Source organism: Rhizobium sp. AN80A, assembly GCF_030053015.1.
GTDB lineage: Bacteria > Pseudomonadota > Alphaproteobacteria > Rhizobiales > Rhizobiaceae > Rhizobium > Rhizobium metallidurans.
Genome location: NZ_JASJPX010000003.1, coordinates 1,866,832 through 1,881,292 on the forward strand (window position 1 = coordinate 1,866,832; position 14,461 = coordinate 1,881,292).

14 protein-coding genes and 1 pseudogene are annotated in these 14,461 nt (G+C 64.0%); 7 read left to right on the plus strand and 8 right to left on the minus strand.

Annotated features, from left to right (window positions below; all coding sequences use genetic code 11):
- Window positions 1-18 precede the first annotated feature (18 nt).
- Genes P3R82_RS20845 through P3R82_RS20855 form a run of 3 tightly spaced genes read left to right on the plus strand, consistent with a single transcriptional unit; the run spans window position 19 to window position 4,870 of the window.
- Window positions 19-1,317 carry a pitrilysin family protein gene (locus P3R82_RS20845; protein ID WP_283195176.1) on the plus strand — a complete coding sequence of 433 codons (1,299 nt, stop codon included), beginning with the start codon at window positions 19-21 and terminating at the stop codon, window positions 1,315-1,317.
- A 29-nt stretch (window positions 1,318-1,346) separates the two neighbouring features.
- Window positions 1,347-1,961, plus strand: a complete 615-nt coding sequence (locus tag P3R82_RS20850) for a GNAT family protein (protein ID WP_183901012.1) — start codon at window positions 1,347-1,349, stop codon at window positions 1,959-1,961.
- Complete coding sequence (locus P3R82_RS20855; protein WP_183901011.1) at window positions 1,958-4,870, plus strand: sensor domain-containing phosphodiesterase; 2,913 nt, start codon at window positions 1,958-1,960, stop codon at window positions 4,868-4,870. Before P3R82_RS20850 ends, P3R82_RS20855 begins: the two co-directional genes overlap by 4 nt.
- Window positions 4,871-4,891: 21 nt before the next feature.
- Here P3R82_RS20855 and P3R82_RS20860 read toward each other — a convergent pair whose 3' ends face one another.
- From P3R82_RS20860 to P3R82_RS20870, 3 genes are all read right to left on the minus strand, one after another.
- Window positions 4,892-5,977: a putative zinc-binding metallopeptidase gene (locus P3R82_RS20860; RefSeq protein WP_283195177.1), complete on the minus strand. Its 1,086-nt coding sequence runs from the start codon at window positions 5,975-5,977 to the stop codon at window positions 4,892-4,894.
- Between the two features lie 80 nt (window positions 5,978-6,057).
- Complete coding sequence (locus P3R82_RS20865; RefSeq protein ID WP_283196391.1) at window positions 6,058-6,255, minus strand: CsbD family protein; 198 nt, start codon at window positions 6,253-6,255, stop codon at window positions 6,058-6,060.
- An 82-nt stretch (window positions 6,256-6,337) separates the two neighbouring features.
- Complete coding sequence (locus tag P3R82_RS20870) at window positions 6,338-6,943, minus strand: YqgE/AlgH family protein (protein ID WP_283195178.1); 606 nt, start codon at window positions 6,941-6,943, stop codon at window positions 6,338-6,340.
- Between the two features lie 190 nt (window positions 6,944-7,133).
- Between P3R82_RS20870 and P3R82_RS20875 the strand changes: the two genes are divergently transcribed.
- Both P3R82_RS20875 and P3R82_RS20880 read left to right on the plus strand, forming a co-directional pair.
- Window positions 7,134-7,931, plus strand: a complete 798-nt coding sequence (locus tag P3R82_RS20875) for a protein-disulfide reductase DsbD domain-containing protein (RefSeq protein ID WP_283195179.1) — start codon at window positions 7,134-7,136, stop codon at window positions 7,929-7,931.
- Between the two features lie 49 nt (window positions 7,932-7,980).
- Window positions 7,981-8,466 carry a peroxiredoxin gene (locus tag P3R82_RS20880; RefSeq protein ID WP_183901006.1) on the plus strand — a complete coding sequence of 162 codons (486 nt, stop codon included), beginning with the start codon at window positions 7,981-7,983 and terminating at the stop codon, window positions 8,464-8,466.
- 93 nt (window positions 8,467-8,559) lie between these two features.
- On the opposite strand, the gene P3R82_RS20885 is transcribed toward P3R82_RS20880, so the two are convergent.
- Window positions 8,560-8,868 (minus strand): Dabb family protein, encoded by a 309-nt coding sequence (locus tag P3R82_RS20885; RefSeq protein ID WP_026283108.1) that lies wholly within the window; start codon window positions 8,866-8,868, stop codon window positions 8,560-8,562.
- Between the two features lie 244 nt (window positions 8,869-9,112).
- On the opposite strand from P3R82_RS20885, the gene fdhA reads away from it, so the two are divergent.
- Window positions 9,113-10,303, plus strand: coding sequence for a formaldehyde dehydrogenase, glutathione-independent (fdhA, locus tag P3R82_RS20890; RefSeq protein ID WP_283195180.1), 1,191 nt, complete (start codon window positions 9,113-9,115; stop codon window positions 10,301-10,303).
- A gap of 34 nt (window positions 10,304-10,337) precedes the next feature.
- Here fdhA and P3R82_RS20895 read toward each other — a convergent pair.
- The 4 genes and pseudogenes from P3R82_RS20895 to P3R82_RS20910 form a co-directional block, all read right to left on the minus strand.
- Window positions 10,338-10,535 (minus strand): annotated as a pseudogene (locus tag P3R82_RS20895) (hypothetical protein); the annotation flags it as partial.
- A gap of 49 nt (window positions 10,536-10,584) precedes the next feature.
- The gene (locus P3R82_RS20900; RefSeq protein ID WP_283195181.1) at window positions 10,585-11,088 is read right to left on the minus strand and encodes an AAA family ATPase; all 504 of its coding nucleotides are present in this window, start codon (window positions 11,086-11,088) and stop codon (window positions 10,585-10,587) included.
- 157 nt (window positions 11,089-11,245) lie between these two features.
- Complete coding sequence (locus P3R82_RS20905; protein ID WP_283195182.1) at window positions 11,246-12,196, minus strand: IS110 family transposase; 951 nt, start codon at window positions 12,194-12,196, stop codon at window positions 11,246-11,248.
- 286 nt (window positions 12,197-12,482) lie between these two features.
- Window positions 12,483-13,385, minus strand: a complete 903-nt coding sequence (locus P3R82_RS20910; RefSeq protein ID WP_283195183.1) for a LysR substrate-binding domain-containing protein — start codon at window positions 13,383-13,385, stop codon at window positions 12,483-12,485.
- 100 nt (window positions 13,386-13,485) lie between these two features.
- Between P3R82_RS20910 and P3R82_RS20915 the strand changes: the two genes are divergently transcribed.
- The gene (locus P3R82_RS20915) at window positions 13,486-14,424 is read left to right on the plus strand and encodes an AEC family transporter (RefSeq protein ID WP_283195184.1); all 939 of its coding nucleotides are present in this window, start codon (window positions 13,486-13,488) and stop codon (window positions 14,422-14,424) included.
- The last annotated feature ends 37 nt before the right edge of the window (window positions 14,425-14,461 follow it).

The following is a 14,461-nucleotide window of genomic DNA, read 5'->3' on the forward strand; positions in this document are numbered from 1 at the left end:
GGCGCAGAAAGATAGCCAATGACAGTTGAGTGCACCCGGCTCAAATCCGGGCTGACAGTAGTCACACAGAACATGCCGCATCTCGAAAGTGCAGCACTCGGAGTCTGGATCAAATCAGGTTCGCGCAATGAAACGACAGACGAGCACGGCATCGCGCACCTGCTCGAACACATGGCCTTCAAGGGAACCGCGCGCCGCAGCGCCCGCGAGATCGCCGAACAGATCGAGGATGTCGGCGGCGAGGTAAACGCCGCCACCTCGACCGAAACGACCTCCTACTATGCGCGCGTCCTGAAAGACCACGTGCCGCTCGCCGTCGATATCCTGGCCGATATCCTCACCGAATCCGCCTTCGAAGAGGAAGAGCTGGAGCGTGAGAAGCAGGTCATCCTGCAGGAGATCAACGCCGCCAACGATACGCCCGACGACGTGGTGTTCGACCGGTTTTCCGAAGTCGCCTATCGCGACCAGACTCTCGGCCGCGCCATTCTCGGCACGCCGCAGACGGTGGTCTCGTTCACCCCGCAGCAGATTCGCGGCTATCTCAGCCGCAACTACACGACCGACCGCATGTTCGTGGTCGCGGCCGGCGCCGTGCAGCACGACGAATTCGTGCGCATGGTCGAGGACCGATTTTCCTCGCTGCCGACGGCGCCGAGCGCCACGCCGGTCATGGACCCCGCCAAGTATATTGGTGGCAATATCCGCGAAACCCGCGACCTGATGGACGCCCAGATCCTGCTCGGCTTCGAGGGCAAGGCCTATCACGCCCGCGACTTCTACTGTTCGCAGATCCTCGCCAACATCCTCGGTGGCGGCATGTCTTCGCGGCTGTTCCAGGAAGTGCGCGAAATCCGCGGGCTCTGCTATTCGATCTATGCCTTCCACTGGGGCTTTTCCGATACCGGCATCTTCGGCATCCATGCCGCGACCGGCGGCGAGAACCTGCCGGAGCTGGTTCCCGTCATCATCAACGAACTGCACAAGTCGGCGACCTCGATCGACCAGAAGGAAATCGAGCGCGCCCGCGCCCAGATCCGCGCGCAGTTGCTGATGGGCCAGGAAAGCCCGGCGGCGCGCGCCGGCCAGGTGGCCCGGCAGATGATGCTCTACGGGCGGCCGATCTCCAATCCTGAAATGATGGAGCGACTGGAAGGCATCACCATCGAAAGGCTGACCGACCTTGCCGGCCGGCTGTTCTTCGACACGGTACCGACACTGTCGGCGATCGGCCCGCTCGAGCATCTGGCGCCGATGGAAGACATCGCCGCGTCGCTCATCTCGCCTGCCCCGCAGGGCAAGCAAGCCGTCGTTTGAACCTGCATTCGCGGCTCCGGGAGTGATCGATGCCAAAATCGGTGTTTCGGTTCCTGTCTCGGCAGCCGGAAGCAGTTGAAATCGAAGACGCCAATTATGTGCTGCGGCTGCCGCGCTACCAGGATTTCAACCAGTGGCACAAGCTGCGCTCGGCAAGCCGCGGCTTTCTCGAGCGCTGGGAGCCGACATGGCGCCGCGACGAACTGACGGAGGGCTCCTATCGGGCCCGCGTCATTCGCGGCAAGCAGGAATACGCCTCCGGGCAGGCGGTTCCGCTGCTGCTTTTCCACCGGGACAACATGACGCTGCTTGGCGGCATCACCATCGGCTACATCAGGCGCGGGGCCGCGCAAAGCTGCATGATCGGCTACTGGATGGGCGAGGCGCATGCCGGCCAAGGCCATATGTTCGCCGCACTTCAATTGGTTATACCCTACATCTTCGCAGGCCTCGAGTTGCACCGTATCGAAGCAGCCTGTATTCCAGACAACGCTCGGAGCATCCGCCTGCTTGAAAAAGCCGGGTTTCAGCGGGAAGGCTATCTGCGCGGATACTTGAAGATCAACGGTCAGTGGCATGATCACGTGATGTTTTCACTGCTTGCCACCGATACGGATAAAGGCAGGATAACCGACAGCCGATGACCAAAAAACGCATGCTGCACTCGTCACCATCAGGACGTTTCGTCGCGGTGATCGCAGCGCTTTTCCTGTCCGCCTTCGCGCTGATGTCAGGGGCCGCGCAGGCCGCCGAGCCGGTCAAGATTTCGCGCGACGACACCGCGCTCGATCTGACCAAGACCACCGAAATCTACACCAATCAGGGCGAAGCCTTCCAGGTTTCGACCGCGGCCGGCGCCGACGGCATCCGTCGCCGCATCGAGGTGCGCTCGAGTTCCGGCAACTACCAGGGCGACTGGGCGGTCTTCGCGCTCGCCAACGTGTCCGACGAACAGCTGGAGCGCGTCATCGTCGCGCCGCATTTCCGTCTGGCGAACTCCAAGCTGTTCTGGCCGGATCTCGGCTCGCAGCGCATCACCGCGATCACGCCGAGCGAAGGCTTCGCGCTCGACCGGCAGCCGAGCGACGAGGCCGACGTCTTCCGCATCACGCTCAATCCGGGCGCCGTCATCACCTTCGTCGCCGAACTGTCGACGCCCGAATTGCCGCAGATCTATCTGTGGGAGCCCAACGCCTACAAGGATACGATCAACGCGTTCACGCTCTATCGCGGCATCGTGCTCGGCATCGCCGGCCTGCTCGCGGTGTTCCTCACCATCCTGTTCGTCGTCAAGGGCACCTCGATGTTGCCGGCGACGGCCGCGCTCGCCTGGGCGGTGCTCGGCTATATCTGCGTGGATTTCGGCTTTCTTGGAAAGCTCGTCAGCATCGCCTCGGCGGACCAGCGAATATGGCGGGCCTGCGCGGAGGTGGCGCTGGCATCGAGTTTCGTCATCTTCCTGTTCACCTATCTCAACCTCAACCGGTGGCACACGCATCTGGGCTATGTGACGCTCGCCTGGGTGCTGGGCCTGGCCCTGCTCTTCGGCGTCGCCATCTACGACCCGGCGATCGCCGCCGGCATCGCCCGCCTCTCCTTCGCGCTGACGGCGACGATGGGGTTGCTGCTCATCGTCTATCTCGGCATCAACCGCTACGACCGCGCCATCCTGCTGGTGCCGGCCTGGGCGCTGATCCTGGTGTGGATCTTCGGCGCCTGGCTGACGATCACCGGCCAGCTCGACAACGACATCATCCAGCCGGCGCTCGGCGGCGGCCTGGTGCTGATCGTGCTCCTCATCGGCTTCACGGTCATGCAGCACGCCTTCGCGGGGGGAACGTTCCAGCAGGGCCTGTTCTCGGATCTCGAGCGGCAATCGCTGGCGCTGACCGGCTCCGGCGACATGGTGTGGGACTGGGACGTGGCACGCGACCGCGTCGTCACCATCCCCGACGTCTCCGTCAAGCTCGGCCTTTCGCCCGGCACGATGCATGGCGCCGCCCGCAACTGGCTGCCGCGCCTGCACCCCGACGATCGCGACCGCTTCCGCGCCACGCTGGACGTTCTGCTGGAACATCGCCGCGGCCGGCTGAACCACGAATTCCGCATTCGCGCCGAGGACGGGCATTTCCACTGGCTTCTGATCCGCGCCCGACCGGTGCTGGATTCCAACGGCGAGGTGATCCGCTGCGTCGGCACGGTGATCGACGTGACCGAGCAGAAGAACTCGGTCGACCGTTTGCTGCAGGACGCGCTGCACGACAACCTGACCGGCCTTCCCAACCGCCAGCTTTTCCTCGACCGCCTGCAGGGCGTGCTGGCGCTGGCGCCGGGCAGCGATACGCTGCGTCCGACGGTGATGGTGATCGATATCGACCGCTACAAGCTGGTCAACGACGCGCTCGGCGTTGCGGCCGGCGACAATATCCTGATCGCGCTGACGCGCCGTCTTCGCCGGCTGCTGAAGCCGCAGGACACGCTGGCGCGCCTCTCCGGCGACCAGTTCGGCCTCATCCTGGTTTCGGAGCGCGATCCGGCCAAGATCGCCGACTTCGCGGACGCGATCAGCAAGGCGATCATGGTGCCGATCAACTTCGCCAACCGCGAGATCATCCTGACGGCGTCGATCGGCCTTGCCTCCTTCGTCGACCAGCAGGAGAACGCGACGGGGATGCTCAGCGATTCCGAGCTTGCCATGTATCGGGCCAAGCGCGCCGGCGGCAATCGCGTCGAGCCGTTCCAGCCCGCCTTCCGCGATTTCGGCGCCGACCGGCTGCAGCTGGAATCGGATCTCCGCCGTGCGCTGGAACGCAAGGAACTGTCGATGGTCTACCAGCCGATCGCCGGCCTTGAAGACGTGGAGATCGCCGGTTTCGAGGCGCTGATGCGCTGGGAGCATCCGAAGCGCGGCAACATCCCGCCGTCGGAATTCATTCCGATCGCCGAGGCTTCCGACATCATCAACATGCTCGGCGTCTTCGCCCTCGAACAGGCGACCAACGACCTGATGGCCTGGGAGAGCCAGACCGGCGAGCTGCCGATTTTCGTGTCGATCAATCTCTCCAGCGCGCAGTTGCTGAACAACGATCTTTACGACGACGTGCGCTCGGTTCTCGCCAAGACCCATTGCGATCCGACCCGGCTGAAGCTGGAACTGACCGAGACGATGGTGATGGAGAACCCGGAGCAGGCACGGCTGGTGCTTGAAAAGCTGCGCGAGGTCGGGCTTGGCCTGGCGCTCGACGATTTCGGCACCGGCTATTCCTCCCTCTCCTACCTCACGCGCTTCCCGTTCGACACGATCAAGCTCGACAAGACGCTGGTCTGCGGCGCCAGCGACCGGAAGTCGACGGTGCTGCGCTCGGTGATCTCGATGGCGCGGGAGCTCGACATGAAGGTCGTGGCCGAGGGGATCGAGTCCAACGAGGACGCGATCGAGCTGGCGAAGATGGGCTGCACCTACGGCCAGAGCTATCTCTTCGGCCCGCCGATGGCGACGGAATCGGTTCTGCGGCTGCTGAAGGAGCGGTTTCCGCTGACCAAGCGCGCCTGAGGTCTCCCGGGCCGCGAAAGGTCAGGCGGCGTGCTGGCGGGGCTCGGCGACGCGATCCTGGATCAGCCGGTGCAGGTATTCGAGCTTTGCGACGACGGCGTTCGAGAGCACGAAGGGGTAGGAATCCGGCTGCCCCATGCTGCGCTGGATGGCGTTGATCGCCACCGATAGCGGCACCCAGGCGCTGACCAGCTGCTCGGCGCTGGCGGCGCGATAGGGGTTGAAATCCACCTCTGACGCCATTTCCTCATGGCCGCGCGGATCGATCGCGATGCCGAAGCCGCGGGCTGTTTCCAGCGTATCGACGATGTGGAGATAGTGCGCGAAGCATTCGGCGAAGTCCTCCCAGGGATGAGACGTCGCGTAGGCGCTGATGTGGTCCTGCTGCCAATCCGGCGGCGCGCCGTTCTGATAATGGTTCTGCAGCGCCTGGCCGTAATCCTGCCGCTCGTCGCCGAAGACGGCGCGAAAGCCATTGAAGGCGTTCCGGTCGCGGACCAGACGGTTCCAGACGAAGTGCCCGATCTCGTGGCGGAAATGGCCGAGAAGCGTGCGATAGGGTTCGTTCATCGAGGCGCGGGCGAGCTCGCGGGTGATGTCGTCGGCTTCGGCGGCGCGGATGGCGATGACGCCTTCGTCGTGACCGGTCATGGCGGGGATGACGTTTCCGTCGACCTGCACTTCATCTTCGAGAAAGTCGAAGACCAGGCCGCCTTGCGGATCCTCGATGCGATCGGGCGGTGGCAGGCGCCAGCGCAGCAGCGAATAGAAGAGATGGCGCTGCGCCTGGCTGATACGGCGCCAGCGATCGACACCCTGCTGCGTATGAGTGTTGGGCACCAGGCGGTTGTAGCGGCAGGCGATGCAAAACGGATTTTCGTCATCCGCATTCACCAGCCAGTTGCAGATATCGAGACCGGCATTGGCGCAGAAGCGCACGGCGCGCCCGGGCTCCGACGCCATCCGCCACAGCGTTTCGTCAAGCGGTTCGAGAGCGCGCATCGAGAGATCGTCGGGCAGGAAGCCGAGGCGATGGTTGCAGCGAACGCATTGGCGATTGTCGAAATGCACGACCTGATCGCAACTGTCGCAGGCAAAAAGCCGCATGGAACGCCCCATCAAGCGGTATTGATACAAAACGACCCGCAGCGCGGATGCGCGACGGGTCATTGCCGGAATGCTGGCGATCACATGCGATCGACGGCATCCTTCAGCTTGTCCTTGGCGTTGCCCTTGGCGGTCTGCGACTTGCCCTTGGCTTCCTGGACGGCGCCCTTGGCGCGGGTCGCATTGTCGCCGGTCGCCTTGCCGACCGCCTGCTTGGTCTTGCCGGCGATCTCGTTTGCCTTGCCGGAAATCTTGTCGGTGGTGCCTACCCATCTGATGTCTCCTTTTGGAACGGGCCTCGTGCCCGGTGCGAAAAGAGAACGTCGCTTGCAGCTATTCGTTCCGCGAATTTTCTGGTCTTCAGGCGTGGCCGGCTTCGGTGGAAAGCATGGCGGCCGAGATGCCCATGCCAGCCAATGCGCGCTCGTATTTATCATCCAGGTTGGCATCGAAGATGAGGGCGTCGTTGGCCGCGCAGTTCAGCCAGCCGTTCGCGGCGATCTCGGCTTCGAGCTGGCCGGCGCCCCAACCGGCATAGCCGAGCAGCATGGTGGCGCGCTTCGGGCCCTCGCCCTTGGCGATGGCGCGGATGATGTCGAGCGTCGCCGTCATGCAGATATCGTCGCTGACGGGAATGCTGGAATCGCAGAGATAGTCGTCGGAATGCAGGACGAAGCCGCGGCCACTTTCGACCGGTCCGCCCGCCTGGATCGACAGATCGCGCGTGGGCGGCGGCATGAGGATCGCCTCGTCGCTCTTGATCATGTCGAGATGCATGAGCACGTCGGTGAACGAGAGTTCCTGCGGCCGGTTGATGATGAAACCCATGGCGCCGGCATCGGAATGGGCGCAGACGTAGATGACCGTGCGGGCGAAGTTGCTGTCCGATACGCCGGGCATGGCGATCAGGAACTGACCGTCGAAGAAGCCGCGTTCTCGTCTGTTTTTCAGGGTCGACAGGGACATGATACCTCCTGATGCCAGACCGCCCGAGGCCCCGACAAGAGAAACATGGGCCAATGTCCTGTTTCAATCAACTGAAAATGAAAATTTAATCGACCAAGGCTTCTGGCGAAGGACGCCGGATTTGAATAACCATTGTCGCATGACCTTCGCATCGCACACACAACGCCTCGCCCTTACTTTCGCAGTCGCCATGCCTCTCGGCCTTGGCTTCTCCCTGCCGGCGCTTTCCCCGGCGCAGGCCGCGACCAGCGCCTGGGCCGAGAATGCGGGCGGACGGATGCGGCTGGTGGCGCTTTCACCGGATGACAACGGCAAGATCCGCGCGGGGCTGCAGATCGAACCGAATGCCGGATGGATCACCTACTGGCGCGAACCCGGCAACACCGGCATCCCGCCGCAGATCGTCATCGCGCCCGGGACGGGGGTGACGCTCGACAAGACCAGCTACCCCATTCCCAAGCATATCAAGAGCGACGAGATCGACGACGTCGGCTACGACGCGCCGGTGACGCTGCCGCTCACCCTGTCGGCCAAGAGCGGTGTTACCGAGATCAAGGCGCAGGCTTTCATCGGCATCTGCAAGGATATCTGCGTGCCCTTCCAGGCCGACCTTACGGTCGCGCTTCCGGCGGCGGGACAATCGCAGCCGCAGGAAGAGGCCATTCTCGATGCCGCCGAGGCGCGGCTGCCGGAAGCGTCTTCCTCCGAATTCAAGGTGACGGAGCATACGCTTTCGCCCGACCGGACGGAGCTGAAGCTCGACATCACCCTGCCCGACATCGGCGACACGACACCCGACGTCATCGTTGCCGGCCCCAGCGGCTATGTGTTTACCAAGCAGCTGATGAGCAAGCGCGACGGCACGGCGCTGACGACGACGGTCGCGATCGGCAAGCTGCCCAAGAACTACGACATATCGGGCAAGAGCTGGAGCGCGCTCGTCATCGACGGGGCACGCGCCATCGAAAGCCCGCTTGCCTTCGATTGAAATCCCGCGGCCAACGCGCCGCCCGCCAACCCACCATGAGGAGACATTCATGACCATTGCGATCGGCGATACCCTGCCTTCGGCGACATTCAAGGAAAAGACGGCCGACGGCCCGGTCGAGACCACGACCGAGGCGCTGTTCAAGGGCAGGCGCGTCGTGCTGTTTGCCGTGCCCGGCGCGTTTACCCCGACCTGCTCGCTCAACCACCTGCCGGGCTATCTCGAAAACCGCGACACCATTCTCAACAAGGGCGTCGACGACATCGCCGTCGTCGCGGTCAACGACTGGCACGTGATGGGCGCCTGGGCGCAATCCTCGGGCGGCATGGGCAAGATCCACTTCCTCGCCGACTGGGACGCTTCCTTCACCAAGGCGCTCGGCCTCGACGCCGACCTTTCGGGCGGCGGCCTCGGCGTGCGCTCGAAGCGCTACTCGATGCTGGTCGAGGACGGCGTCGTCAAGTCGCTCAACGTCGAGGAGAATCCAGGCCAGGCGACGGTTTCCAGCGCCGCGACGATGATCGAGCAACTCTGAGCGAGCCTTTGACCAAAGTGGGGATCGAGCCGATCCCCACGACCTCGGCGAACGCGGGCTGACGGCCGCGAACGCTATCTCCGACCTGCGGGATCAGACCTGCAGGTCGAAGACGATCAGGCCGCCAAGGCCGCCATCCAGCGACGAGACGATGCGCTCGCCGACGGCGACATGCTCGGGATGGACGAGATAGGCGTCGCGCGCCTCGGGGCTTTCGAAGGTGACGGCAAAGCCATCGACGAAGCCGGCATGCAGGCCCTCGGGCGAGACGTTCGGGCCATACTTGATATCCAGAATGCCCGGAATGACCTGCTTCAGCGCGACGATCTGTTCGAACAGGGACTGCTTTTCTTCGCCCGTGATGGCCGATTTCAGCCGCATCAGCACCGAGTGCAGGATCATATGTCGCCTCCCAAACTATTGTTATCGGCAGAGCATAGTGGGAATGCGCCCGTGGGCAAGATGCAAAGATTGGCCCTCCCCGGTCTTCGAGCCCCTCTCCTCACTTCTCCGTTTACGACCGTTTCGGACGAAGAAACCGTCGTAAACGGGACGACGTGGCCGACATTCTCCTCTAAGCTGCGATGATGACCGCACGGGAGAGGAGCCCGCGCGGACCGCAGCATTTTCAACGGAGGAGATGAAAATGAGCAAGAACCGTGGCGTCGTCTACATGCGGCCCGGCGTTGTCGAAATCCATGACATCGACGATCCCAAGCTCGAGGCCCCCGATGGACGCCGCATCGAGCATGGCGTGATCCTGAAGGTGATCTCGACCAATATCTGCGGATCGGACCAGCACATGGTGCGCGGCCGCACCACGGCGATGCCGGGGCTGGTTCTCGGCCATGAAATCACCGGCCAGATCATCGAAAAGGGCATCGACGTCGAGATGCTCGAAGTCGGCGACATCGTCTCCGTGCCCTTCAACGTCGCCTGCGGCCGCTGCCGCTGCTGCAAGTCGCAGGACACCGGCGTGTGCCTCACCGTCAACCCGTCGCGCGCCGGCGGCGCCTATGGCTATGTCGACATGGGCGGCTGGATCGGCGGACAGGCGCGCTACGTCACCATCCCCTATGCCGACTTCAACCTCCTGAAGATTCCGGATCGCGACCGGGCGATGGAGAAGATCCGCGATCTCACCATGCTCTCCGACATCCTGCCGACCGGCTTCCATGGCGCGGTGCGCGCCGGCGTCGGCGTCGGCTCGACGGTTTATGTCGCGGGCGCCGGTCCGGTCGGGCTTGCGGCGGCCGCTTCCGCCCGCATCCTCGGTGCCGCCGTGGTGATGATCGGCGACTTCAACAAGGATCGCCTGGCGCATGCCGCCAAGGTGGGCTTCGAGCCGATCGATCTGTCAAAGAGCGACCGCCTGGGCGACATGATCGCTCAGGTGACCGGAAGCAACGAGGTGGACAGCGCCATCGACGCCGTCGGCTTCGAGGCGCGCGGCCATTCGGGCGGCGAGCAGCCGGCGATTGTGCTCAACCAGATGATGGACATCACCCGCGCCGCCGGTTCGATCGGCATTCCCGGCCTCTACGTGACCGAGGACCCCGGCGCCGTCGACAGCGCCGCCAAATCAGGCAACCTGTCGCTGCGCTTCGGGCTCGGCTGGGCGAAGGCGCAATCCTTCCACACCGGGCAGACGCCGGTGCTGAAGTATAACCGGCAGCTGATGCAGGCGATCCTCCACGACCGCCTGCCGATCGCCGATATCGTCAACGCCAAGGTGATACCGCTCGAAGAGGCCGTTCAGGGCTACGAGAGCTTCGACCACGGGGCGGCGACGAAATTCGTGCTCGACCCGCATGGGGATGTGGCGAAGGCGGCTTGAGGGCTTAGACTGAGTGGATGGAGGGGTGGGCTGGTGTTGTGCCGGTGGCCCCCTCATCTGCCTGCCGGCATCTTCTCCCCGCTGGGGAGAAGGGACTCGTGGCCGGCCGCTCGCTCCATCTTCCCTTCTCCCCAACGGGGAGAAGGTGCCCGAAGGGCGGATGAGGGGCCGCTGGCGCTGACGTTAGCCAATTTTTACCCCCCACACATGCTTCTACCCCGGCAGGGCTCATCCCCCCGGTTGATACGGCATCTGATCGGACGGGGCGCCGGATGGATGGCTCATCGGCCCAGCAGACGCATGATCTGAGAGACGCTTTCTTCCAACGACAGTTGAAAGGTATCAATCCGCAAATCCGGCACCCATCGCTCAAAGTGCAGCGCCTGGATCTCGGTCCAAGTGGGCGGGGTGAGACCTTCAACGGTGGATGACCGCGCCTCGGCGCGACGACGGTGTGTCATGCTATCCGAGCAAACGACTTCAACCTCAATGAACAAACTATCCGCTTCGATCGCTACATTTCTGAATGCGCTTCGGGTGATCTCCAGGGGATTCACGGAATCGGCGATAACAGTGTGGCCAAGCCGGAGGTTTTCGCTCGCGAGTCTGCAGAGCGTGACATATCCGCTCGGACCCACATCGTGCCCGTTGGCCAGTGGCGCTGACGTACGAATTGCCTGTTCTATCGTGTCGACCCGCAGGTAGCAGGCGCCTATCCGCGCCGCCAGGGCTTGCGCAACAGTGCTCTTCCCGGCGCCCGGCAATCCACCCAATATGATAAGCATCCAACTCCCCACCAACCAGAGCAATCTACCGTCGTTATCATCGAATGTCAGCCAACAGAGCCAAGCAGTCGAGTGTTATTGCTGGAAGACGTCCGAAGCATGATCCTACCGTGTGGCCCCCTCACCCTACCCTCTCCCCTAGGGGAGCAACCATGTCTCATCCTCTCACATATTTCGGCGTCCATTCGGTCTGTCGGGTGAGGATTGTGTTGGCGAGAATGACGAGTTTGCGGGCCACCGCGATGACCGCGCACAGGTGCTCCTTGCCGTTGCCGCGCAACCGCTTGTAGAAGGCCGCCAGATCCGGATTGTGCCGGCTGGCGGTGAAGGCGCACATGAAAAGGCTCTTGCGCAGCCGTTCGCGGCCGCCCTGGATCCGGCGCCTGCCGCGATGCTTGCCGCTGTCGTCATCATAGGGTGCGACACCGGCAAGGGCGGCGACCTCGTTGCGGCCGGCATGGCCGAGTTCGGGCATGCGGATGACGAGGCACAGCGCGCTGCGCATTCCGATCCCCTTGATGGAGACCAGAAGGTCGAGCCGCCGCGCCAGATCGGGGTCGCCGCGAACCAGCTTTTCGAGCCGAAGCATATGCGCATTGCGACAGGTCTCGAGCCTGGCGATTTCGTGGGAGTGGCGGCGCTTGACGATCTCAGGCACGGCGGTCTCGGCGAATGTCTTCACCAGCGCGATCTGCTGTTCGATCTGCTCCAGATAGGTCAGTTCGGCCGAAAGCCGGTCGAAGCGGGCATCGGGCAGCGCCGGCAGCGTCTTCAGGCTGGCGGTGAAGACGGCAATCAGCGTGGCGTCCAGCCGGTCGTTCTTGGCCCGCTGCAGCCGGCTTCTGGCGAAGTACCGCAATTGCGCCGGCTGCAGGCGCGCCGCCGGGCGCTTCTTACCCCGCAGATGCACCATCAGCCGCCATTCGTAGCCACCGGAGGCTTCGAAGCCGACCCTTTTGGCATCATGCTCTTGAAGAAAGGCGTCGAGCCGCTTCAGGCCCGCCGCGTCGTAGGTGACCCGCAGCCGCGCGTCACCGGGATGGATGGCGATGCCGAGATGGCTTTTGCCGACATCGATTCCGGCACAGATCATGCTATCATCGGTCATCTTCGTCGTCCCTGTCTTGGATACGAACCCCAAGGTTCCTGCAACCACACGGGCCTGATGAAGAGCCGGTTGCGATCCTGCTCCCCACAGCCCCTGACGGCTGAGAAGGTGACGATCCGACAACCAGCTGCCGGGCGGGTGGCCACCCGCCCGGCAGAAACAACTATCTCATATTTTGATCATCCAAGAGGGGGAGTAAGAGGCAGGCCACGATTCCCTTCTCCCCATCGGGGAGAAGATGCCGGCAGGCAGATGAGGGGCCGCTGGCGCTCAGTTAGCTGCTTAATCAAGCTCCCTCGGCGCGTCTCCCCACTCCACCCAACCTATCCGCCACCTCGAACAGCGCCGGCACCGCCGGATTGCTCGACGCAGCCGAAGCGCAGAGCACGATGTCGAACTCCGGCGCATCCATGATCGGCCGCGAGACCAGCCCTTCCGCCAGATCCGCGCACAAAGACTGCGGGATGAGCGCGATGCCCAGGCCTTCGGCGACGAGGCGGATGATGGTGTGCTGCAGGCGGGGTTCCAGCGCGAAATGCGGGACGACGCCCGGGGTGGCGCAGTAGTTGCGGATGGCGTCGCGGAGCGTCGGCGTTACGCTTGCGGGGGCGGCGATCAGGCGTTCGGGGGCGAGGTCGGCTGGGCCGGCGATGTCGAGCTCGGCCAGGCGGTGATCTCGCGGCACGATCAGGCGCAGGCGGTCGCGGGCGAGCAACGTGGTGCGCAGGTGCGTGGCCGGACTGCCGCCGAAGGTGACGGCGGCGTCGAGGCGGCCTTCGATCAGCATCTCCTCGATATCCGTCGGTATGCGCTCCTCGAGCACGAGGCGGACATCGGGGCGCTTCTCGGAGTAAAGCCGCACCAGCGCCGGGACGACGCTGTAGGCGGCGTTCATCATGAAGCCGAGCTTCAGCTCACCCTTCACGCCGGATGCGACCAGCTGCACATCGCGGCAGGCGGCGTCGAAATGGGCGAGCACCGCGCGGCACTCCTCGAGAAAATGCCGGCCCGCCGCCGTCAGCGCGACGTTGCGGGAATTGCGCTCGAAGAGACGGGCGCCGAGCGTCTTCTCGATCGAAGCGATCTGGCGGCTGAAGGGCGGCTGGCTCATGTTCATGCGCGCCGCCGCGTGGCCGAAGTGCAGCGTCTCGGCGAGCGCCACGAAATAGCGCATGTGGCGCGTGTCCATTTCATACCTCTGGAGTATCGATCAGCGACAGTATCGACATTGGATTATATTGGTCTCGGGCGCTAGACAATGGTCTTTGCAACCAGAGTTCCCTCCCCCAATGCTGACCAATCTCCTCATCGTGCTCCCCATCTTCGCGCTGATCCTGACCGGATTTATCGCCCGCAGGACCGGCGCGCTCGGCCCCAACGCGACGCGCGAGGTGAACCGGCTGGTGGTTTATCTGGCGCTGCCGGCCCTGCTCTTCGACATCATGGCCAATGCGAGGCTCGAGCAGATCTGGCAGCCGGGCTTCATCCTCGCCTTCACATCGGGCTGCGCCATCATCTTTTGCGCGACGCTCTGGTGGCGGATGGCCGGGGGGCGGCATCTGGCGGATGCGGCGATCGACAGCCTGAACGCCAGCTACGCCAATACGGGGTTCGTCGGCTTTCCGCTGGTGCTTTCTGTTGTCGGCGACAACGGCATGGCGCCGACGCTGATCGCGACGATCGTCACCGTCTGCGTGCTCTTCGCCGTCGCCATCGTGCTGATCGAGAGCGGGCTGCAATCGGAGACGCGGCGGCGCGATATCGCCGGCAAGACGTTCCTCTCGCTCGCCAAAAACCCGCTCCTGATCGCGCCGGTTCTCGGCGCTTTGTTCATGGTCTCGGGCGCTGCGCTGCCGGCGCCGGTGGATGCGTTTCTGAAGCTTCTCGGCGGCGCGGCATCGCCCTGCGCGCTGATCGCGCTCGGGCTGTTTCTGGCCGGGTCGAAGGCGGGGGCCGCGACCGAGCGGGCAGCGACGGCGGGGATTCTCGTCGGGCTGAAGCTGATCGCGCAGCCTTTGGTGACATGGGTTATCGCCGGGCCGCTCCTCAAGCTGCCGCCGGTTGCGGTGCATACCTGCGTTCTCTTGGCGGCGCTGCCGACGGGGACCGGGCCGTTCATGCTGGCGGAGTTTTATGGGCGGGAGGCGAGCTTGACGGGGCGGGTGGTGCTGGCCTCGACGGTGCTGTCGATCGGGACGATTTCGGCGTATCTGGCGGTGTCGGGGTGAGCGGCCGCCGCTGGTCCCTTCTCCCCGTTGGGGAGAA

Bases quoted from the DNA above. Each gene is read 5' to 3' on its own strand.
- P3R82_RS20870 (WP_283195178.1), bottom strand. From the start codon at position 6,943: ATGTCCCTGTCGACCCTGAAAAACAGACGAGAACGCGGCTTCTTCGAC.
- P3R82_RS20905 (WP_283195182.1), bottom strand. From the start codon at position 12,196: ATGACCGATGATAGCATGATCTGTGCCGGAATCGATGTCGGCAAAAGC.
- P3R82_RS20910 (WP_283195183.1), bottom strand. From the start codon at position 13,385: ATGGACACGCGCCACATGCGCTATTTCGTGGCGCTCGCCGAGACGCTG.
- P3R82_RS20880 (WP_183901006.1), top strand. From the start codon at position 7,981: ATGACCATTGCGATCGGCGATACCCTGCCTTCGGCGACATTCAAGGAA.
- P3R82_RS20875 (WP_283195179.1), top strand. From the start codon at position 7,134: ATGCCTCTCGGCCTTGGCTTCTCCCTGCCGGCGCTTTCCCCGGCGCAG.
- fdhA (WP_283195180.1), top strand. From the start codon at position 9,113: ATGAGCAAGAACCGTGGCGTCGTCTACATGCGGCCCGGCGTTGTCGAA.
- P3R82_RS20885 (WP_026283108.1), bottom strand. From the start codon at position 8,868: ATGATCCTGCACTCGGTGCTGATGCGGCTGAAATCGGCCATCACGGGC.
- P3R82_RS20855 (WP_183901011.1), top strand. From the start codon at position 1,958: ATGACCAAAAAACGCATGCTGCACTCGTCACCATCAGGACGTTTCGTC.
- P3R82_RS20860 (WP_283195177.1), bottom strand. From the start codon at position 5,977: ATGCGGCTTTTTGCCTGCGACAGTTGCGATCAGGTCGTGCATTTCGAC.
- P3R82_RS20915 (WP_283195184.1), top strand. From the start codon at position 13,486: ATGCTGACCAATCTCCTCATCGTGCTCCCCATCTTCGCGCTGATCCTG.
- P3R82_RS20850 (WP_183901012.1), top strand. From the start codon at position 1,347: ATGCCAAAATCGGTGTTTCGGTTCCTGTCTCGGCAGCCGGAAGCAGTT.
- P3R82_RS20845 (WP_283195176.1), top strand. From the start codon at position 19: ATGACAGTTGAGTGCACCCGGCTCAAATCCGGGCTGACAGTAGTCACA.
- P3R82_RS20900 (WP_283195181.1), bottom strand. From the start codon at position 11,088: ATGCTTATCATATTGGGTGGATTGCCGGGCGCCGGGAAGAGCACTGTT.